Origin of the sequence: Bacteroides sedimenti, assembly GCF_040365225.1 — a bacterium.
GTDB lineage: Bacteria > Bacteroidota > Bacteroidia > Bacteroidales > Bacteroidaceae > Bacteroides > Bacteroides sedimenti.
Map to the genome: position 1 here is coordinate 2,963,463 of NZ_AP028055.1, position 20,315 is coordinate 2,983,777.

The following is a 20,315-nucleotide window of genomic DNA, read 5'->3' on the forward strand; positions in this document are numbered from 1 at the left end:
ACGATTTATATAGATTTTCCAAACCTATTGTTTCACGTGAAATAATAGGTTTTATCAGCATCTTTTATAAAATTTCCCTTTTTAAACGGGGATAAAGCGCAGTAGGCAGTATTCATCTGATTCTACCCCTTTAGGAAAGAACTCTTTCCATTTATTGTTCCACGCTTTTCTCTTAAGTTCCTTGTCCTCTACTAACTCAAGTTTCCCTTGAAGCAGTAGTGCTTTGTAAGTATCATGATCATAAAAGTAAAGGGCAGATTTATTGTTGGCGATGATCTCCTGAATCTTTTTAGTAGAAAGATGAGTAGTAAGATAAATGGTCATCGGATTCTCTTCTTTCTCGTATAGCGGAGTAAGGTATGTATATTCCTTGTGCCTGAGATTCATCATGATACGTGTAGTAGGGTATCCCTCCTCATCTATTGTTGATAGAAATACCAGAGGTATTGATTCAATTATTTCAAGAGCTGCCTTTTTTTGTTCTTCTATCTGTTTCATATGCAATTATTCATTTAATCTATTAAACAAGCGTTTGAATCTCATTGTTTTATAATCCAGAAAATTAATGTGCTTCCAGCCAGTTATTCCCCCATCCGCAGTCGGCTTTTAACGGAACGTGCATGTGGTAGGCATTCTCCATTTCTTCCATCACAATTCGTTCCACCAACTCTTTCTCATCGGATGGAACGCTGAAGTTTAATTCGTCATGCACCTGAAGGATCATTTTGGCTTTTATATTCTCTCGTTTAAAACGGTTATAAATATTAACCATTGCAACCTTGATAATGTCGGCTGCACTTCCCTGAATCGGAGCATTAATAGCATTTCTTTCAGCATAACCTCTCACTACTGCATTGCGTGAATTGATATCGGGTAGGTATCGTTTCCTATGGAAAATAGTTTCAACATAACCGTTATTCCTGGCTACTTCAATGCTCTTATCCATGTACTCCTTTACCTTTGGATAGGTTTCAAAGTATCCGTCAATTAGCTCTTTTGCCTCTTTTCTTTCCACAGCCATTCGCTCAGCTAAACCGAATACTGAAATACCGTAGATTATTCCAAAGTTGGCTGTTTTCGCCTTCCGTCTCATATCTTTTGTTACCTCAGAAATATCTGTTTTATAGATCTTTGCAGCTGTTGCAGCATGAATGTCATGCCCTGAAGTAAAGGCTTCAACCATGTTAGGGTCTTCGCTTAGATGTGCCATAATTCTCAATTCAATCTGTGAATAGTCGGCAGAGAAAAAGCTGCATCCTTCATCCGGGATAAATGCTTTTCTGATCTCTTTTCCGTCTTCGTCACGGATTGGAATATTCTGCAGATTGGGGTTGCTGGAACTTAATCGTCCTGTTGCCGTCACAGTCTGATTGAATGAGGTATGAATCTTACCGGTTTTGGGATTGATTAGTTGTGGTAGTGCATCGACATAAGTGCTGACCAGTTTTTTTAGTCCGCGGTATTCCAGAATTTTTTCAACAACCGGGTGTTTACTCCGCAGGCTCTCCAGAACATCCTCCGATGTGGAGTACTGACCAGTTTTGGTCTTCTTGGCTTTTTCAACCACTTTCAGTTTTTCAAAAAGAACCTCACCCACCTGTTTGGGGGAACTGATGTTGAACTCCATTCCGGCAAGTGCGAAAATTTCTTTTTCTATTTCGTTCATTCTTGAGTTAAAATCCTCAGAAGTTTGACCGAGCGTGTCGGTATCCAGTTTCATCCCATTTCTTTCAATATTGGCAAGAACCGGAACAAGTGGCATCTCGATTTTGTAAAACAGATCTTCCACCCCGTTTTCCTTCAGCTCTTTTTCAAGAACATTTTTAAGTTTCAATGTTACATCGGCATCTTCGCAAGCGTACTTGTAAACCTGTTCGGGAGAAAGGTCGCGCATGTTTCCCTGGTTTTTCCCTTTTGCCCCGATCAGCTCCTCAATTTTGATTGTATTGTAGTTTAGATAAATTTCTGCAAGGTAATCCATGCCATGTCTGAGTTCCGGTTGAAGAACATAGTGAGCAATCATTGTATCGAAAATCTCACCCTTTATTTCTACTCCATAATTTTGGAGTACCAGCATGTCGTACTTAATGTTCTGTCCCACCTTGAGCGATTTTTCATTTTCGAAGATAGGGCGGAGCTCATTAACAATTTTTTGCGCTTCCTCTTGGTCGGCAGGTACCGGAATGTAGTAAGCCTGATTTTCGGCCACGCTAAAGCTCATTCCTACCAATTCTGCCGATATCGGATCGGTTCCGGTGGTTTCGGTGTCTAGGCTAATAATCTCAGATGTCAATATCCTTTGAATAAAATCAGTCCTCTTCGCTTCATTATCAATAAGTTGATAGTCGTAATCGATCGATTCTAACCCTGCTAGATTCGAGTATTTTTCTTCTTCCTGCCCTTCGGGCGTGAAAAATCCAAAGAGATCGCCTTGTTGTGGGGCTATGTTCACCTGTTTTTTCTCAATTTTGAAAATTCGCTCAATCAGGTTACGAAATTCCAGCTCCTCGAAAATTTTTCTCAGTTCTTCTTCGTTTGGTTCCTCCCGAACCAGTTCATCCATTTTTAGTTCTATGGGAACATCGATTTTTATGGTCGCCAAAAATTTAGAGAAGGTAATCATCTCCTTGTTGGTTTCCACTTTTGTTTTTAGTGCACCTTTAAGTTGGTCAGTATGCTCCAGCAGATTTTCGATGCTGCCAAATTCACCAATTAATTTTAGTGCCGTTTTTTCTCCAACGCCTGGACATCCCGGAATGTTGTCCGAGCTGTCACCCATCAACCCAAGCAAGTCGATTACCTGAGCAGGGGAGGAGATATCATATTTTGCTTTCACCTCTTCTACGCCAAGAACTTCAAATTCTTTGTCGCCGAATTTGGGACGGTACATAAAAACATGCTCACTTACCAGCTGGCCATAATCTTTATCGGGAGTCATCATGTAAGTAGTGATTCCCAGTTCGCCGGCTTTAGTCGCCAACGTACCAATTACATCATCTGCTTCATACCCCGGAATCTCCAGAATTGGAATACGATAAGCCCGGATAATGTCCTTAATTATTGGCACCGCAGTTCGGATTCCTTCCGGTGTTTCCTCTCTATGTGCCTTATATTGTTCAAAAGCTTCATGTCTGAAAGTGGGTCCCGAGGGGTCGAAAGCCACCCCGATATGTGTAGGATTTTCCTTTTTCAGCAGCTCCTCAAGGGTGTTAACAAAACCTAGAATAGCAGATGTGTTAAGGCCTTTGGAGTTAAATCTTGGGCTTTTAATAAATGCATAGTAGGCTCTGTATATGAGTGCGTAAGCGTCAAGAAGGAATAATTTATCAGTCTGATTCATAATCTTTCATATTTTTCTTTGGTAAAATTACAAAAAAATACCAGATTAATGGTTTTATTATTACTTTTGTGGTCAAATTCAATTTTCTATGGACAGATTATCTCAGATTAAGTCTCCTATAAACACAGATTTAGAGCAGTTCAAAGAGCTCTTTCATACTTCGTTGGATAATTCGAATCCCTTATTGAAAGAGGTGCTTTCGCATATCAAACAACGAAAAGGGAAGATGATGCGTCCAATTTTGGTTTTACTGATTGCTCGTTTGTTAGGAAAAGTAACCAGCTCGACACTGCATGCCGCAGTTTCTTTAGAGCTTCTTCACACAGCCAGTCTGGTTCATGATGATGTGGTTGATGAGAGCTCCGAACGTCGAGGACAGGCATCTGTAAACGCAATCTATAACAATAAGGTATCTATTCTTGTAGGAGATTATCTGCTTGCCACCTGTCTTTATCAAGCTGCCTTCTCTAATAATAACGAGATAATTAAAGTGGTTTCGCAGCTGGGACAAGATTTATCAGAAGGGGAGTTGCTTCAACTTTCTAATGTAAGTAATACCGAAATATCAGAATCTGTCTATTTTGATGTAATCCGCAAAAAAACAGCAGCTCTATTCGCTGCATGTACACAAACTGCTGCCCTGTCGGCCGATGCTACTCCAGAGCAACTGGAAATGGCTCGTTTGTTTGGTGAATATACCGGAATTTGTTTCCAGATTAAAGACGATATCTTTGATTATTTCGATGATAGAGAGGTAGGGAAACCTACGGGAAATGATATGCGTGAAGGAAAACTTACATTGCCTGCTATTCATGCAATCAATCACTCTGACGATTTTTCAGTAAAGGAGATGGCTGTAAAGATTAAAGCCGGCACAGCTACGGTCGAAGAAATAACCGGAATGATCAATTATACGAAAAAGAACATGGGTATTGAATATGCAACGCAGGTAATGATGGATTACCATTCAAAAGCAATCAGCTTACTGGCTGATTTCCCAGATTCCGAAATAAAACGTTCTTTGGTCGATTATCTGGATTACGTGGTTGATCGAAAGAAATAACCCATTTATTGCAGTCTATTTAATTATTATTTCAGTTGTTTTCCCCGGTAAGGTGTAGGTGTAAACAGAATATACTCTAGGGCAAACCTAGTTTTAATCCGGACCATTTTATTATTTAGAGGCAAATAAACAGCTTAACTATCGGGATAAGTTCGATTAACGATATAGAACAATCCCCTGTATCTCTTCTCTAAAACGGAGGTGATACAGGGGATTACTTTTTTTATTGTTTCAAAATCCGGATAGGAGGGTTGTCTTAGAAGAATTTGACCTCTTCTCCCTTGATGTCTGAAAGCAGTAGGTTTGCCAGACGGCTGGTTCCAAGACGGAAGAGCTCATTGGTTAGCCATTCTTCGCCCAGGATCTCTTTTACGATTGAATAGTACACGAGTGCATCCTGTACACTGTTAATACCTCCAGCGGGCTTAAAACCGATTTTATTGCCGGTTAAATCATAATATTCCTTGATTGCCTCGCACATTACATAAGCAGCTTCGGGAGTTGCGGCAGGTTGCTGCTTTCCGGTCGAAGTCTTAATGAAATCGGCACCGGCATACATGGAGAGGATAGATGCTTTTTTAATGTTGGATGCGCTTTCCAAAGCACCAGTTTCAAGGATTACTTTCAGGGTATTTTCCTTGCAAGTGTCTTTCAGTTCCTGTATCTCGTCGCACATATCTTCGTAATCGCCACTCAAGAATTTGCCTACCGGAATTACGATATCAATTTCGTTGGCTCCTTCCATAATTGCCATTGCCGTCTCTGCAATTTTCACCTCAATGAAGGTCTGAGAGGAGGGGAATCCTCCGCTTACAGCAGCTATTTTTACGTCATCAGCTTCCAGTGAATCGTTAACTACTTGCGCCATATTTGGATAAACACAGATTGCAGCCACGTTCTCCATATCACCGAATTCATCTGCGAATCTATTAACCTTTTCAGTAAAGGAAAGAATGCTTTCTGTGCTGTCTGTAGTGTTCAATGAGGTGAGGTCTATGCAGTGAAAGAGAAATCTCTTCACCTCCTCTGTATTGTTTTTGGCCAGATTCTTCTCAATCAGTGCGGCCACTTTTGCTTTGATATCGTTGTCGCTAAGGTCAGTATTGTACTTTTCCAGAGCAATTTCATACTTGGTTTTTTCAGCTTCGTTATTTTCCATTACTTGTCAGTTTAGGATTGTTTATATGCCTTTCGTTATCTCTCTTTGTCTTTTTTTCGAGGTTCTTCCGGAAAGCCTCGGTCAGGTCGACGCCTGTCTGATTCGCCAGGCAGATCAGCACCCAGAGCACATCCGCCATTTCGTCGGCCAGATTGCACTCTTCGCCTTTCTTGAATGATTGATCCCCGTATTTACGTGCTATGACCCGTGCCAGTTCGCCCACCTCTTCGGTTAAAACCGCCATATTGGTTAGCTCGCTAAAGTAGCGGACTCCGTATGTTTTTATCCAGTTATCGACCTCTTTTTGCGCTTCATCCAGTCTCATTATTCCTTGTTTTTAGTGTCAAAACAGATGGTTACGGGTCCGTTATTCAATAGTTCCACTTTCATGTCGGCGCCGAATTCTCCGGTTCCCACCTCTTTTCCTAGGGCGAAACTCAGTTCCTCGCAGAACGTCTCGTATAGGGGGATGGATATTTCCGGTTTCGCTGCCTTGATGTATGATGGACGGTTCCCTTTCTTAGTTGATGCGTGGAGTGTAAACTGACTAATTACAAGAATCTCTCCGTCTATATCAACTATCGACTTGTTCATTACTCCGTTTTCGTCGTCAAAAATTCGCAGATTGACGATCTTTTTGCACAGCCATTCAATGTCCTCTTGTCCGTCGGCTTCCTCGAACCCTGCCAGCACAAGCAATCCTTCCTTAATTGCGGATTTACAAGTCCCGTTTATGGTCACAGAGGCATGGCTGACCCGTTGTATTACAGCTCTCATTTTATAGTTTTTATCATGTGTCGTGAAAGACAAAGTTAATTATTCTGCATTTATTTACGAAGATTCTCCTGAATAATTTTTGCTTTTGCGTCGCCCACAACGGTGGTAAGTTCTTCCAGTGAAGCTTCTCGGATGCGTTTCACGCTCTTGAACTCCTTCAATAATGCGGTTTTGCTCTTCTCTCCGATGCCCTTTATTTCATCCAAGGCCGATTTTGTCTGTCCCTTGCTTCGCTTGTTGCGATGGAATGTAATGCCGAAACGGTGAGCTTCATCACGTAGATGCTGGATTACCTTAAGGGTTTCCGAGTTCTTGTCCAGGTAAATGGGGTAGGGATCATCGGGGAAATAGATCTCTTCGAGTCTTTTGGCAATGCCAATCAGTGTTACACGACCGAACAGATTAAGCTCGTTGAATATCTTCTGAGCCGAGCTCAGCTGCCCTTTACCGCCGTCAACGATCACCAGCTGCGGCAATGGCTGTTCTTCGTCCAAAAGTCGCTTATATCGCCTGTAAACCACCTCTTCCATGGATGCAAAGTCGTTTGGTCCTTCTACCGTCTTTATATTAAAATGGCGATAGTCCTTTTTCGATGGTTTGGCCTTTTTAAATACTACGCACGAAGAGACCGGGTATGCCCCCTGAATGTTCGAGTTATCGAAACATTCGATGTGCATAGGGAGCTCTTTCAGGTGGAAATCGCTCTGCATTCGCTTCAGGATACGCATGCTTCGTTGCTCCGGATTCAGCTTTTCGGCCTGCTTCAGTCGGTCAACCTTATACTGTTTTACGTTCATCAGCGAAAGATCCAGCAGTTTTTTCTTGTCCCCTCGCTGTGGAACTGTGAATGTTACATCGTTCAGCTCCATTTCGAGCTCAAAAGGAACGATTATCTCTTTAGAATGGCTCTTGTAGCGTTCGCGCATCTCCACAATACCCAGAGAAAGCAATTCTTCCGGAGTTTCATCCAGCTTTTTCTTGTATTCAAAAGTGAATGCCTGATTGATGCTGCCATTGGTGATATGCAGGTAGTTGATAAAGGCCGATTTCTCATCGTCAGCAATCGAAAATACGTCGATATTGTGCAATACGTTGCTGACGACTTCTGATTTGGCCCGGAAATTCTCAATCAGTTCAAATTTCTCCTTCACAGCTTGCGCCTCTTCAAATCGGAGCTCCATTGCCAATTCCTGCATTTTCTGATACAGCGCCTTGCTTATTTCCTGGGTATTTCCTTTGAGGATTTCCTTTACTTCGGCAATGTTTTTAAGGTATTCCTCGTGTGTGAAGAGTCCCACGCAGGGACCTGCACAGTTTTTTATGTGGTATTCCAGGCAAACTTTGAATTTTCCGGCCCGTATATTTTCCGGAGTCAGGTTTAGATGGCAGCTCCGTATGGGGTATAGGTGTTTTATAAGATCCAGCAAAGCATTCATTGATGGCACATGGCTATATGGACCATAGTAAGTAGAGCCATCCCGGATAATTCTTCTGGTTTTAAATACTCGCGGAAAGTATTCATTGCTTACGCAAATGGAAGGGTAGGTTTTGTCGTCCTTTAATAATACGTTATATCGTGGTCGGTATTTCTTGATCAGATTGTTTTCCAGCAAGAGGGCATCCTCTTCTGTATTCACTACGATGTACCGTATATCGGCAATCTTGCTGACTAAAACCCTTGTTTTCCCGGGTTCATGTTCTTTACTGAAGTAGGAGTAAACCCTTCTTTTTAGGTTTTTGGCTTTTCCTACATAAATAATGGTGCCGTGAGAGTCTAAATACTGGTACACGCCCGGTCCTTCGGGTAGATTGAGTACAATCCCCTTTAAATATTCCGAAGTTTTCAGCTCCTGAGCATCCATTACTTTGCAGATTATTATTGATTATAATGCCAGAACAACCTCTACATTATCCTCTTCATCAAATATTGCTCTTCCTTTCAAGTCTAAAAGCTCAATGATGAAATTAACGTAGATTTCTTTCGGATTAAATCTTTTGGTTAATTTTATGGCGGCTTTCATGGTTCCACCGGTTGCCAACAGGTCGTCGTGCAGCAAAACCACATCGTCTTCAGTGATGGCATCCTTGTGCATTTGGATTGTGTCCGTACCGTACTCTTTATTATAGCTCTCTTCCAGAGTCGCAGCTGGTAGTTTTCCTGGTTTGCGGATTGGAATAAATCCTGCTCCTAATCTTGCTGCCAGAATCGGTCCCATAATGAATCCGCGTGATTCAATACCTGCCACCTTAGTAATCCCTTTATCTTTGTACATTTCGTAGAGCTCGTCTGAAAGTTCCTTCAAACAATCGGCATCTTTGAAGAGTGTTGTTTCATCTTTAAACTGAATTCCGGGTATCGGAAAGTCGGGTACATTTCTAATGCTTTTGATAAGCTTTTCTTTGTTCATAACCAGTATTTTAATTGCTTTATATTAATTTCTTTGTTTCACGTGAAACGTGGCTTGTTATTTCCTTAAAAGCACCAGCAATACGTTTATATCGCTTGGTGAGATGCCCGGAATCCGGCTCGCTTGCGCGATGGTTTCCGGATCAATCTTGATGAGCTTTTGTCTTGCTTCGGTTGAAATCGAATTGATTGAATTGTAGTCAAACTTGCCTTTGATTTTGATTGTTTCAAGACGCTCGATTTTATCGGCAATCATTCTTTCGCGATTGATGTATCCTTCGTACTTGATTAATATTTCAGCGGCTTCTTTGATCTCTTCCTTTCTTTCGACGATTTTATCGAGTTCTTCCTTGAAGGAGGGAACTGCTTCCGAAATGTTGTCCAGTGTGATTTGTGGCCTATTGATCAGATCTATCAGCTTGCACCCTTGCTTTAGCGGGGTAGTTCCAACTGCTTCCAACCAATCGTTGATTGGACCTACTTTAACAGAATGCTTGCGCGCGAAATCCACAACGCGATGAATCTCGTCTCTTTTCTCGATCAAAAGGTCGAAACGGTCTCTTTTAGCCAATCCTATCTGATACGATCTTTCGGTCAGGCGCATATCTGCATCGTCCTGACGCAGCAATATCCGGTATTCGGCGCGTGAGGTAAACATCCTGTAAGGCTCGTCAACACCTTTTGTTACCAAGTCATCGATTAAAACGCCGATATACCCTTCATCACGGCCCAACACGAAAGGCTCTCCACCGTGACAGTTTAAGTGCGCGTTGATTCCTGCGATGATGCCTTGTCCGCCCGCCTCTTCGTATCCGGTGGTTCCGTTTACCTGTCCTGCAAAGAATAGATTTTTAATTATCTTCGATTCCAACGTGTGTTTTAATTGTGTTGGGTCGAAAAAGTCATATTCAATAGCATATCCAGGACGGTAAATAACCAGATCCTTAAATGCCGGTATTTTCCTTAAAGCCCGGATTTGAATGTCGAGTGGGAGTGAAGAGGAGAATCCGTTGAGGTACATCTCCTGAGTTGTTTCTCCTTCCGGTTCTAGGAACAGCTGATGTTGGTCCTTATCCGGGAAAGTTACGATCTTGGTTTCAATACTGGGGCAATATCTTGGTCCTATGCTCTGGATTTGTCCGTTGTAAAGGGGAGAGTCCGCAAGTCCGTCGCGGAGTATCTGGTGCACCTCTTCATTGGTATAACAGGTCCAGCATTGCAACTGTTTCAGATGGCGGATACTTGTATCCATGTAGGAGAATTTATGGAAATCATTTTCTCCATCCTGTATTCCCATTAAATCGTAATTCACGCTACGCCCGTCAATGCGTACCGGTGTTCCGGTTTTCATTCGGTCGAACTTGATTCCGTGTTGAACGATGGATTCGGTTAAAAGGTAAGATGCCGGCTCAGCCATTCTTCCTCCCGGAAGTTGGGTTTTTCCGATATGCATCAGTCCGTTCAGGAATGTGCCGGCTGTCAGAATCACAGTCTTTGCCCGGAACTCCACATCCATAAGCGTTTTTAATCCTGTAATTTCTCCGTTTTCAACGATTATTTCCTTTACTGTGTCCTGCCAGATATGGAGATTTGGCAGATTTTCGAGTATTTCCCTCCAAGCCCAGATAAACTTGTTTCGGTCGCACTGAGCGCGGGGGCTCCACATCGCAGGTCCTTTCGAACGGTTAAGCATGCGGAACTGAATGGCAGTTTGGTCTGTCACCAATCCCATGTAACCACCCAAAGCATCAATTTCCCGAACTATCTGTCCTTTGGCAATACCACCGACTGCAGGATTGCAGCTCATCTGAGCAATTTTATTCATATCCATTGTAATGAGACAGGTCTTCGACCCCAGGTTGGCAGCAGCGGCAGCAGCTTCACAACCGGCGTGACCAGCTCCGATTACAATTACGTCGTACTTAAAATCCATTGATTCAATCTATTTTACGCCGCAAATTTAAGAAAAATACTCTGTATGTTTTCGGTTTGGAATCAAAAGAATTCATAACGCCCTTTTATGCGCCGGCACAAGAGGCGGGGAGTAGTCTCTTTTTCTTCGAAAAATTGAGTTTTCAGTCTGCCTCTTTTTCCTATTTTCAGTTTCAAACAGCTCCATTGTTAATAGGAATGTAGTCTTAATAATCCCGCAGGTACTAGGGGGTGGGCGATTTGGGATTGAGGGCTTAAGTACCAGAGGAAAATTACACTTCCCATTATGTTTCGAGTAAATAAACCAGCGTTTACGGCAAGCAGAGATAAAGACCTAAAACAAGGCTTTAGAGCAGGGGCAAACCATTGTTCTATGATATAACTGTATTATTAAAACCAGAACGGTGCAATTCCGAAGAAGTTTCATCCCCAACGCGAAGATGCAAAATAAGGACCAATATTGGACTAAAACGATGTGTTGAAGAGGAAATCTCCAGTTTACAGACTAAATCCCGTAGAATTGGCAAGAATATATTCTGTTAAACAAAAGACAACGCAACTATTCTCTCAGCTATTAAAGCCAGCTGGGCAAAAAAGTAAAATTACCTCTTTGAGAACAGAATATTTGAAAACGTTTTCAGTTAGAACCGGGAGTAGCAGGTATAAAATAGGGGTTGTCCCGACTTTAGGACAACCCCTTGAGTAATCTTTTCTACTGTGTAAAGGATCCGGATTTAGTTGCTTTTCAGCGCAAGCGCCTTGTTTTCCGCAGCCTCCATAATCTCCCGTTCCCCTTCTCCTTTGTCGTCAATGCCGCACAAGTGAAGAATTCCGTGGATAATGGTGCGGTGTAGTTCCTCGTCATATGCAGTGTTAAACTGTTCCGAGTTGCTTTTTACCGTATCCAGGCTGATGAATATGTCTCCCGAGATGATATTTCCTTCACAATAATCGAAGGTGATAATATCCGTGTAATAATCGTGCTGCAGGTATTCACGGTTTACCTCCAGAATCTTTTCGTCTGAACAGAAAATATAGGCTATCTCCCCAATTTTCTTTTCGTATGTTGCTGCCACTTGCTTAATCCATGCGGTGGTCTCTCTTTTTTTAATGGCGGGCATTTTTATCCCGTCGGTCTGATAACTTATAGCCATAGAATTTTTTTAATGAAAGAATAAATAACAAACAGAAATCGCTGTAATAACACCGGCAAGGTCGGCAATCAATCCACAAGTAACAGCATGGCGTGTTTTCCTGATTCCCACGCTTCCAAAGTATACAGCCAGTACATAGAAGGTTGTGTCAGTAGAACCCTGGAAGATACATGACAGGCGGCCTACAAACGAATCGGCGCCGTATGTGGTCATGGCATCTACCATCAGTCCTCGCGCGCCACTTCCGCTCAAAGGTTTCATCAGTGCAACGGGAAGTCCGCCAACAAAACTAGTGTCCATACCGCTTAGCTTAAATACATATTCTATACCCTGAATAATAAAGTCCATAGCTCCCGAAGCCCTGAATACGGCAACTCCTACCAGGATAGCCACCAAGTAGGGAATGATTCTCACAGCTGTCGAGAATCCCTCCTTAGCACCTTCCACAAAGGTTTCGTACACATTGATTTTCTTTCTGATTCCCGAATATAAGAAAATGAGAATTACCGAAAAGAGGAATATATTTGCAAAAACAGTAGAGTAGGTGCCCATCACTTCTTTAGGAAGTACGCTGAACAGAAAGATTACCCCACCGATAAAAGCACTAATTGCGCCAATGAAAGCCAGGATTGTTTTATTGAATAGATTAATTCCCTGAAAGAGGCTTGCGGCTATTACACCTACAATGGCAGCACTAAAAGTGGAAATCATAATCGGCACAAAAATATCGGTTGGCTGTGCGGCTCCCAATTGTGCCCTGTAAACCATAATGCTGACCGGAATCAAAGTAAGTCCGGCGGTATTTATCACCAGAAACATGATCATGGGGTTACTGGCTGTTTTCTTATCAGGATTCAGCTCTTGCAACTCTTTCATAGCTTTCAGGCCTAATGGAGTAGCAGCATTGTCGAGTCCAAGCATATTGGCAGAGATGTTCATGAACATGGCCCCCATTGCCGGGTGTCCTTTAGGTATTCCGGGGAATAGTTTGCAGAATAGCGGACTTAGCCATCTCGAAAGAACATTGATCAGCCCTCCTTGTTCTCCGATTTTCATAATTCCAAGCCAGAGAGAAAGAATACCTGTCAACCCCAGAGAAATATCGAAAGCTGTTTTTGACGAACTGAAGGTTGAATTCATGATGTCGGTAAAAACCTGTGTATCTCCAAAGAAGATTAATTTCACTAATGCTACAACAAAGGCAATGATAAAGAATGCGATCCAGATATAATTTAATACCATATGATTACAGATTTATAGATTTTTGCAAAATTAGGAATATGTTTTTAGTTATTGCTGTTTTTTTTGTTGTTTTTCAGCTTCAATTTATTTCATTTTTACAGGCTCAATAATATAATAGAGGGTATTCTATTTCTCTCTTATGTCGATGTTTAGTACTTATCTTTCAGATTAATATGATTAAAATGCAAAAAAAATTAATTTCACAAAAACATTATTGAATAAATGATTGTTGATAATATAAATTGACTGTGTATGAATAGAATTTAGTTTGTTTATATTTAAAACATTAATAATCAAGTGATTGATGATTTATGTGTAAAATTGGATTAATATTTTATAAGAAGAGTGCAAGTAATATTTTGAGTTTAGGTGCAGGATAATGAACCGTTAACATTATAAAAAAGAAACACATGTCTAATCTGTTTAAACTATTTGTATCACAACTAAATCTTCTAAAGGAGAAAGGGACTCTGCAATCGGTTGTGAATAAGGATGGCGATTCTTCAGAAATCGATCCTAATCATGAGATGAAAATTTATCAGGAGGTCCTTTATAACATGGATTCTAAAAAAATCTATCTGGACTCATCTCTGTCTCTTGTAAAGCTTAGTTCTATGGTTGGAACCAATACCACTTATTTGTCTAATTCAATCAACAAAAATTTTGGTTGCAATTTTAAAACCCTAATAAATCGTTACCGGGTTGAATATTGCAAAACAATGTTGGGATCTAACCCGCTATCGGTGCCGATCAAGGAGATTGCCAGAAATTGTGGTTTCTCTTCAGTCAGTGCTTTCTATGCTTCATTTAAGAAGCTAACAGGGATTTCGCCGGTGCAGTACAGAATGTTGATGATATACAGGAACGAATTGAATAAAGTAGATCCTGGATCAGATGCAGAATCTTATTGAGTTATGTTGATGGCATATTAAAATGATAACAAGACCTTTGTGTTTCAAAAAATATAGTTAGGCTAGGTCAGGCGTGATCTAGGGAAGTGAAGAAACTTGCGAAAGTAAGTTTCGGGAGAGGGTATTTGAATAAGCAACAGCTGTTCAAATACCCTCTCTTATTTTTTCTGTAAATATTATGATAAGAAACGGATACAATCCGGAACTTTACTATTTTTGTCTTTCAATATGAATGCAATCGAAGTAAAAATAGAGCTGGAAAAGCATGCAAACGAGCAGAAAAGGGATTTTCTGCCTGTTTTCTTCAAGACCGGAAAAGGACAATATGGCGAAGGAGACCGTTTTATGGGGGTCGTAGTGCCTGATATTCGTCTGGTGGCTAAAATATTCAAGACGTTGCCGTTCGATGAAATAGCCCTGTTGCTTAAATCCGAATACCATGAGTGCCGCATGTGCGCTCTCCTGATTTTGGTGGAAGGCTTCAAGAAAGGGAGCGAAGAGGAGAGAACAAGGATTTATCATTTTTACTTATCGAGCACCTCCAGGATAAACAACTGGGATTTGGTAGACCTTAGTGCCCCCCAAATAGTAGGCGGTTATCTCATAAACCGTTCGCGTGAGGAGTTGTATAGACTGGCTTCCAGCTCACTTTTATGGGATCAGCGCATTGCCATGCTGGCAACTCTGACATTTATCAGGAACAATGAATTTACCGATACCATCAGGCTTGCAGAGATGATGCTGCACCATCCTCACGATTTAATGCACAAGGCCGTCGGCTGGATGCTGCGCGAGGCTGGAAAACGTAAGAAAGAGGTATTGGTTGAGTTTCTGGAAAAGCATCACAAAGAGATGCCGCGTACCATGTTGCGCTATTCCATCGAGAAATTAAGCGAACAAGAGAGAAAGTATTATATGAAAAGGTAATAAATGTAAAATCAGAGGCCCCCTTTTGATGATATTTCATACCTTTGTTCTTTTATTAGTGTGAAGCATGGAAGAGAATTTTAATATACGTGAGCATCAGCTGACCAATAAAGAGAGGGATTACGAGAACGCGTTGCGGCCATTGAGCTTTGAAAGTTTCAGCGGTCAGGACAAGGTGGTGGAGAATCTCCGTATCTTTGTGAAAGCCGCCCGCTTGAGGGGGGAGGCGCTGGATCATGTTTTGCTTCACGGACCTCCGGGATTGGGAAAGACTACACTTTCCAACATCATTGCCAATGAACTGGGGGTTGGATTCAAGATTACTTCCGGTCCGGTGCTCGATAAACCGGGAGATTTGGCCGGGGTGCTGACCAGTCTTGAACCAAATGATGTCCTTTTCATCGATGAGATTCACCGTCTCTCGCCAGTAGTGGAAGAGTATCTATACTCCGCAATGGAGGATTACCGCATTGATATCATGATTGATAAAGGGCCTTCCGCACGAAGCATCCAGATTGATTTAAGCCCGTTTACGTTAGTTGGTGCAACCACTCGCAGTGGTTTGCTGACAGCCCCTTTGCGTGCCCGTTTTGGAATTAATCTGCATCTGGAATATTACGATAACGATGTGCTTAGCGGTATAATCAGCCGTTCGGCCGGTATTCTAGATGTTCCTTGTTCTTCTCATGCAGCCGGAGAGATTGCCTCGCGCAGCCGCGGAACCCCCCGTATTGCCAATGCTTTGTTGAGAAGAGTCCGTGATTTTGCCCAGGTGAAAGGCACAGGTTCTATCGATACCGAGATAGCCGATTATGCCTTAGAGGCTCTGAATATAGATAAATACGGCCTTGATGAAATTGACAACAAGATACTTTGCACCATTATCGATAAATTCAAAGGAGGTCCGGTGGGAATAACCACAATTGCCACAGCATTGGGCGAAGACCCGGGTACTATCGAAGAGGTTTATGAGCCGTTCCTAATTAAAGAAGGCTTTTTAAAACGCACTCCTCGTGGTCGCGAAGTCACCGAATTGGCTTATAAACATCTAGGCAGGAGCTTGTACAGCAGAGAACAGACACTCTTTTAGAGAAAAACAATCAGGTCTCTCCTGATGTGAATTCAGCGGTTTCCTGATTTTGAAATAGAAACAGATAACTAAACATCCTGATTAATTATGGCCGGATTAAAATCATTGGCAAAAGATACTGCAATCTACGGAGTGAGCAGTATCGTGGGTCGTTTTTTGAATTATTTATTAGTTCCGCTCTATACGGTAAAACTCTCTGCAGCCTCTGGTGGCTATGGGGTAATTACGAACATGTATTCCATCACGGCCCTTTTGCTTGTGGTGCTCACCTATGGCATGGAAACCGGTTTTTTCCGTTTTGTTAATAAGCAGGAAGAGAATCCTTCGGTGGTATATTCCACCACACTGATTTCGGTAGGAGGGAGCTCTTTGATTTTTACGCTGCTTAGTCTACTCTTCCTGGTGCCAATTTCCAATTTCCTGGGTTACGGACAGAATCCGGAGTTTGTCGCCATGATGGCTATTGTTGTAGCACTCGATTCCTTTCAGTGCGTTCCGTTTGCCTATCTGCGTTACAAAAAACGCCCTATCAAATTTGCCGCGATGAAGTTTCTCTTCATCATTCCCAATATCCTTCTCAATCTCTTTTTCTACGTATGCTGCCCATGGCTGTTGGTGCACTTCCCTGCCACCGTTTCTTGGTTCTATGACCCCAATTACGGTGTAGGTTATGCATTTGTTGCCAACCTGATTTGTACCGTGATTCAGCAGTTTGCTTTCGTTAAGGAGCTCACCGGCTTTAAATACGTATTCAATAAAGTGTTGTGGAAGAAGATGATGATTTACTGTTTCCCGATACTTATTCTTGGAATCGCCGGAATCCTGAATCAGGTGGTCGATAAAATCATTTTCCCTTTTCTTTTCGAAGACCAGACAAAAGCCAATGTACAGTTGGGTATCTACGGAGCTGCCAGTAAGGTGGCTATGGTGATGACGATGTTTACACAGGCCTTCCGCTATGCATACGAGCCCTTTGTTTTCGGTAAGAACAGGGAAGAGGGCAACAAGAAACTGTATGCCGATGCCATGAAATACTTCATCATCTTTTCGCTGATAGCTTTTCTGGGTGTGATGCTGTATCTGGATGTATTCCGGTATATTATTGCCCGTGGCTACTGGAGCGGACTGGATGTGGTATGGATTGTGATGGTGGCGGCTATTCTCAACGGCATCTATTTCAACCTCTCATTCTGGTATAAACTCATTGATAAGACCATCTGGGGAGCCTATTTCTCAGGGATAGGCTGTTTCATGATTATCCTTCTCAATGTAATCTGGGTGCCAAAATACGGCTACATAGCCTGTGCCTGGGCAAGTCTTATCGGCTATGCCATAGTAACAATCCTCTCGTACATTATCGGTCAGAAGAAATATCCAATTAAGTACGACCTGAAAGGCATTGGAAAATATGTTTTACTCACAGCGGTGCTTTACATTGCTTCTGAATACATAAAAATAGACAACATTTTATTACGTTTATTATTCAGAACTGTTTTATTTTCTATCTTTATGGCGTATACCGTTAAAAAAGATTTTCCATTGAAGAATATCCCCCTGGTGAATCGATTCGTTAAGAAATAAACTGATTCCTTAGGGAAAGTATATAGCCGGCGGTTTACAAGAGTGCTTACGAAGCTACTCTTATAATCCGCCGGCTTTTTTAATCTGTAATCTGATATCAGAAGCTGGTATTCAATGACATTTATTGTAAACCGGTCTTTTAAATGAATAACATACTTATGAAAAAGCATTTTTTAGCATTTGTTTTAATCCTGCTTTCCTGTACCTCTTATGCAGACGAAGGAATGTGGATGTTGAGTCGTCTGGACAAGAAAACAACCCAATTGATGCATCAGCTTGGATTGGAAATGCCCGTTAAACAGTTGTTCAGTGAAAATAACCCTTCGTTGAAGGATGCCATTGTAAGCTTTGGTGGATTTTGTTCGGGGGTAGTGGTTTCTGACGATGGATTGGTCTTTACCAACCATCATTGTGGTTTCGATGCCATCCAAAATCACAGTTCAGTGGCCAACGATTACTTGAAAGATGGGTTTGTAGCTGCCACTAAAGAGCAAGAGCTCCCCAATCCCGGCCTCTTTGTCAGTTTTCTCATTCGTCAGGAGAACGTTACCGCCCGGATAATGAAGGATATCACTCCCGGTATGGACGAGCTGAAACGCAGTTACATTATCGATTCCTTGTCCTATTATATCGGGGCAGAGGTGAGTGAGCGCGACCCCAGCCTTCGGGGAGTTGTCAACACCTATTACGGAGGCAACGAATTCTATCTATCCGTCTATAAAGATTACAAGGATGTACGCCTGGTATATGCGCCACCCTCGTCAATCGGCAAGTTCGGTGGAGATACCGACAATTGGGTGTGGCCCCGCCATACGGGCGATTTTTCCGTATTTCGCATCTATGCCGGTAAGGATAACAAACCGGCCGATTATTCTCCCGAGAATCGCCCCTATGTGCCAAGATATGCAGCTCCAATCTCCCTGAAAGGGTATCAGAAAGGAACCTACTGCATGACATTGGGATATCCAGGCACTACCGACCGTTACCTCTCATCTTTCGGTATTGAGGAGCAGATGAAGACCCAGAATCAGGCCATGATTGATGCGCGTGGAGTGAAGCAGGCCATCTGGAAAAAGGCGATGGATACGAACGATTCAATCCGGATTATGTATTCCTCCAAATATGCCGCCAGCTCAAATTACTGGAAGTATAGTATCGGTGTGAACCAGTCAATCATTGAACTGAAGGTGCTGGATAAGAAGAGGGCATTGGAAAATGAAATAGCTTCGTTTATATCCAAAAGTGAAAAGAGAGAAGCCAAATACGGCCATTTAATCGACTCGTTGCGGATAAATTACAATAAAAGAGAGGCGCTTATGCATGCGGCTTCGTATATGGGAGAGTGTTTCGGCAATGCTTCCGAGCTGCTGATTATTTCCACTCAGGCAATTACAACAGATTTCTCCGATGCTGATGCAAAGAAGAGCGCACAGGAGGAAATGACAAGCGAATATGCCAATATAAACCTTTCCATCGATAAGAAGGTGCTGGTGGATATGCTGAAGCTTTACCGTGAAAAAGTGGACACCACTTACCTTCCGGCAGCCTATAAAAGCATTGACAGCGATTTTAAGGGCGATTATCAGGCCTACGTGGACCATTTGTACTCCACGTCCGAAATGGTTGGCTTAAAGTGCTTAGATCGCATTTGCAGCCGCGACACCACGTTCCAGATGTTCGAAGACCCGATGATTTCTCTCGCGGCAGACGTTGTGGCGAAATTTGTCGACCTATACCAGGGAATGGCCGATCTGAACGTGAAGATATCCCGTGACGAGCGCTTTTATAACGAGGCACTGCAGGCAATGAACGAGGAGCGTAGCTTCTATCCCGACGCCAACTCCACCATGCGGCTCAGTTTCGGGATTGTTTCCCCTTATAAATCAAAGAATGCAGCAGTTTCCTCCTATTCAACAACGACGAAAGGCATTTTCGAGAAAGTGAGCAAATATAAGGGTGACAATGATTTCTGGGTACAGCCTGCCTTCCTGGACCTTCTTTCCAAGGATAATTTTGGAAGATATGCCGATAAAAAGGGCGAACTGAATGTCTGCTTCATCTCCAACAACGATATAACCGGCGGCAATTCCGGCAGTGCCATGTTCAACGGGAAAGGAGAACTGATAGGCCTTGCCTTTGACGGCAACTGGGAGGGCATGAGCAGCAACCTACTTTACGATGCTTCCCTGCAGCGTTGCATCGGTGTGGATATCCGCTATGTGCTCTTTGTGATGGAGAAATACGGAAAAGCCACGCATCTGATTAAAGAGCTGCAGCTTGTTGAATGATGGCTTTAAAACGGACTACTCCCCATAGAGTTGATTTCAAAAAGTAACACAAGTCGCGTAAGTCACGCACTTGAGGGCTTAATGTATTTATAATCAATTTGATACGGGTGCGTGACTTCCTGCGCGACATTGCGGAAGTCACGCACCCATTTTTTAGTGTCTTCCTTCTGGATGTAGTCTTGTGCGGCTCGAATGCATACTAAGGTTTTACTTTTTCAAAATGAAGATTAATAATCCCCTCTCCATCCGGGTCTACCCGGCTCGTACACCCGGGTGTACCGTGCCCTTCCATCCGGGTGTACGAGGGGTGTACACCCGGGTGTACAGCAGAAAAGATGGCGAAAGATTATAAAATATACTCCATAAATAACATGTTTAAGCGGCATATATACAGTTGGTTGCATCATTGTGTGTGCCGCTGTACAAAGACTCCATTCCCCTGTT

The 20,315-nt window shown here is 42.4% G+C and carries 17 protein-coding genes; 7 read left to right on the forward strand and 10 right to left on the reverse strand.

Going from position 1 to position 20,315, the window contains the following annotated elements; translation table 11 throughout:
• Positions 1-81: 81 nt before the first annotated feature.
• Both ABWU87_RS11900 and polA read right to left on the reverse strand, forming a co-directional pair.
• A complete protein-coding gene (locus ABWU87_RS11900) occupies positions 82-498 on the reverse strand; it encodes a pyridoxamine 5'-phosphate oxidase family protein (protein WP_353330984.1) in 417 nt (138 codons plus the stop codon).
• A gap of 64 nt (positions 499-562) precedes the next feature.
• Positions 563-3,340, reverse strand: coding sequence for a DNA polymerase I (polA, locus tag ABWU87_RS11905; RefSeq protein ID WP_353330986.1), 2,778 nt, complete (start codon positions 3,338-3,340; stop codon positions 563-565).
• A gap of 88 nt (positions 3,341-3,428) precedes the next feature.
• Between polA and ABWU87_RS11910 the strand changes: the two genes are divergently transcribed.
• Positions 3,429-4,403, forward strand: coding sequence for a polyprenyl synthetase family protein (locus ABWU87_RS11910; protein ID WP_353330988.1), 975 nt, complete (start codon positions 3,429-3,431; stop codon positions 4,401-4,403).
• Between the two features lie 256 nt (positions 4,404-4,659).
• Here ABWU87_RS11910 and deoC read toward each other — a convergent pair whose 3' ends face one another.
• The 8 genes from deoC to ABWU87_RS11950 form a co-directional block, all read right to left on the reverse strand.
• A complete protein-coding gene (gene deoC / locus ABWU87_RS11915) occupies positions 4,660-5,562 on the reverse strand; it encodes a deoxyribose-phosphate aldolase (protein WP_353330990.1) in 903 nt (300 codons plus the stop codon).
• Entirely contained in the window at positions 5,552-5,887 is a 336-nt protein-coding gene (locus tag ABWU87_RS11920; protein WP_353330991.1) for a nucleotide pyrophosphohydrolase, read from the reverse strand. Before ABWU87_RS11920 ends, deoC begins: the two co-directional genes overlap by 11 nt.
• On the reverse strand, positions 5,887-6,339 hold the full coding sequence (dtd, locus tag ABWU87_RS11925; protein ID WP_353330993.1) for a D-aminoacyl-tRNA deacylase: 453 nt from the start codon (positions 6,337-6,339) through the stop codon (positions 5,887-5,889). Before dtd ends, ABWU87_RS11920 begins: the two co-directional genes overlap by 1 nt.
• A 50-nt stretch (positions 6,340-6,389) precedes the next feature.
• The gene (gene uvrC, locus ABWU87_RS11930; protein WP_353330995.1) at positions 6,390-8,201 is read right to left on the reverse strand and encodes an excinuclease ABC subunit UvrC; all 1,812 of its coding nucleotides are present in this window, start codon (positions 8,199-8,201) and stop codon (positions 6,390-6,392) included.
• Positions 8,202-8,222: 21 nt separating this feature from the next.
• Positions 8,223-8,747, reverse strand: coding sequence for an adenine phosphoribosyltransferase (locus ABWU87_RS11935; RefSeq protein ID WP_353330997.1), 525 nt, complete (start codon positions 8,745-8,747; stop codon positions 8,223-8,225).
• Positions 8,748-8,804: 57 nt separating this feature from the next.
• Complete coding sequence (gene mnmG / locus ABWU87_RS11940) at positions 8,805-10,679, reverse strand: tRNA uridine-5-carboxymethylaminomethyl(34) synthesis enzyme MnmG (protein WP_353331000.1); 1,875 nt, start codon at positions 10,677-10,679, stop codon at positions 8,805-8,807.
• A gap of 733 nt (positions 10,680-11,412) precedes the next feature.
• On the reverse strand, positions 11,413-11,832 hold the full coding sequence (ybeY, locus tag ABWU87_RS11945; RefSeq protein ID WP_353331002.1) for an rRNA maturation RNase YbeY: 420 nt from the start codon (positions 11,830-11,832) through the stop codon (positions 11,413-11,415).
• Positions 11,833-11,841: 9 nt separating this feature from the next.
• Positions 11,842-13,074, reverse strand: a complete 1,233-nt coding sequence (locus ABWU87_RS11950) for a nucleoside recognition domain-containing protein (RefSeq protein WP_353331004.1) — start codon at positions 13,072-13,074, stop codon at positions 11,842-11,844.
• 410 nt (positions 13,075-13,484) lie between these two features.
• Between ABWU87_RS11950 and ABWU87_RS11955 the strand changes: the two genes are divergently transcribed.
• From ABWU87_RS11955 to ABWU87_RS11980, 6 genes are all read left to right on the forward strand, one after another.
• Entirely contained in the window at positions 13,485-13,985 is a 501-nt protein-coding gene (locus ABWU87_RS11955; RefSeq protein WP_353331006.1) for a helix-turn-helix domain-containing protein, read from the forward strand.
• Positions 13,986-14,213: 228 nt separating this feature from the next.
• On the forward strand, positions 14,214-14,912 hold the full coding sequence (locus tag ABWU87_RS11960; RefSeq protein ID WP_353331008.1) for a DNA alkylation repair protein: 699 nt from the start codon (positions 14,214-14,216) through the stop codon (positions 14,910-14,912).
• A gap of 67 nt (positions 14,913-14,979) precedes the next feature.
• A complete protein-coding gene (gene ruvB, locus ABWU87_RS11965; protein WP_353331010.1) occupies positions 14,980-16,002 on the forward strand; it encodes a Holliday junction branch migration DNA helicase RuvB in 1,023 nt (340 codons plus the stop codon).
• An 87-nt stretch (positions 16,003-16,089) separates the two neighbouring features.
• On the forward strand, positions 16,090-17,583 hold the full coding sequence (locus ABWU87_RS11970) for a lipopolysaccharide biosynthesis protein (protein WP_353331012.1): 1,494 nt from the start codon (positions 16,090-16,092) through the stop codon (positions 17,581-17,583).
• A 158-nt stretch (positions 17,584-17,741) separates the two neighbouring features.
• Positions 17,742-19,871 (forward strand): S46 family peptidase, encoded by a 2,130-nt coding sequence (locus ABWU87_RS11975; RefSeq protein ID WP_353334465.1) that lies wholly within the window; start codon positions 17,742-17,744, stop codon positions 19,869-19,871.
• A 220-nt stretch (positions 19,872-20,091) separates the two neighbouring features.
• Positions 20,092-20,223 (forward strand): hypothetical protein, encoded by a 132-nt coding sequence (locus ABWU87_RS11980; RefSeq protein WP_353331014.1) that lies wholly within the window; start codon positions 20,092-20,094, stop codon positions 20,221-20,223.
• The last annotated feature ends 92 nt before the right edge of the window (positions 20,224-20,315 follow it).

What these genes read in the sequence shown, in the direction of transcription:
- ABWU87_RS11950 (WP_353331004.1), bottom strand. Translation starts at nt 13,074, where the DNA reads ATGGTATTAAATTATATCTGGATCGCATTCTTTATCATTGCCTTTGTT.
- ABWU87_RS11955 (WP_353331006.1), top strand. Translation starts at nt 13,485, where the DNA reads ATGTCTAATCTGTTTAAACTATTTGTATCACAACTAAATCTTCTAAAG.
- ABWU87_RS11920 (WP_353330991.1), bottom strand. Translation starts at nt 5,887, where the DNA reads ATGAGACTGGATGAAGCGCAAAAAGAGGTCGATAACTGGATAAAAACA.
- ABWU87_RS11935 (WP_353330997.1), bottom strand. Translation starts at nt 8,747, where the DNA reads ATGAACAAAGAAAAGCTTATCAAAAGCATTAGAAATGTACCCGACTTT.
- ABWU87_RS11970 (WP_353331012.1), top strand. Translation starts at nt 16,090, where the DNA reads ATGGCCGGATTAAAATCATTGGCAAAAGATACTGCAATCTACGGAGTG.
- ABWU87_RS11910 (WP_353330988.1), top strand. Translation starts at nt 3,429, where the DNA reads ATGGACAGATTATCTCAGATTAAGTCTCCTATAAACACAGATTTAGAG.
- ruvB (WP_353331010.1), top strand. Translation starts at nt 14,980, where the DNA reads ATGGAAGAGAATTTTAATATACGTGAGCATCAGCTGACCAATAAAGAG.
- ABWU87_RS11960 (WP_353331008.1), top strand. Translation starts at nt 14,214, where the DNA reads ATGAATGCAATCGAAGTAAAAATAGAGCTGGAAAAGCATGCAAACGAG.
- ABWU87_RS11975 (WP_353334465.1), top strand. Translation starts at nt 17,742, where the DNA reads ATGAAAAAGCATTTTTTAGCATTTGTTTTAATCCTGCTTTCCTGTACC.
- uvrC (WP_353330995.1), bottom strand. Translation starts at nt 8,201, where the DNA reads ATGGATGCTCAGGAGCTGAAAACTTCGGAATATTTAAAGGGGATTGTA.
- polA (WP_353330986.1), bottom strand. Translation starts at nt 3,340, where the DNA reads ATGAATCAGACTGATAAATTATTCCTTCTTGACGCTTACGCACTCATA.
- mnmG (WP_353331000.1), bottom strand. Translation starts at nt 10,679, where the DNA reads ATGGATTTTAAGTACGACGTAATTGTAATCGGAGCTGGTCACGCCGGT.
- deoC (WP_353330990.1), bottom strand. Translation starts at nt 5,562, where the DNA reads ATGGAAAATAACGAAGCTGAAAAAACCAAGTATGAAATTGCTCTGGAA.
- ybeY (WP_353331002.1), bottom strand. Translation starts at nt 11,832, where the DNA reads ATGGCTATAAGTTATCAGACCGACGGGATAAAAATGCCCGCCATTAAA.
- dtd (WP_353330993.1), bottom strand. Translation starts at nt 6,339, where the DNA reads ATGAGAGCTGTAATACAACGGGTCAGCCATGCCTCTGTGACCATAAAC.
- ABWU87_RS11980 (WP_353331014.1), top strand. Translation starts at nt 20,092, where the DNA reads ATGAAGATTAATAATCCCCTCTCCATCCGGGTCTACCCGGCTCGTACA.
- ABWU87_RS11900 (WP_353330984.1), bottom strand. Translation starts at nt 498, where the DNA reads ATGAAACAGATAGAAGAACAAAAAAAGGCAGCTCTTGAAATAATTGAA.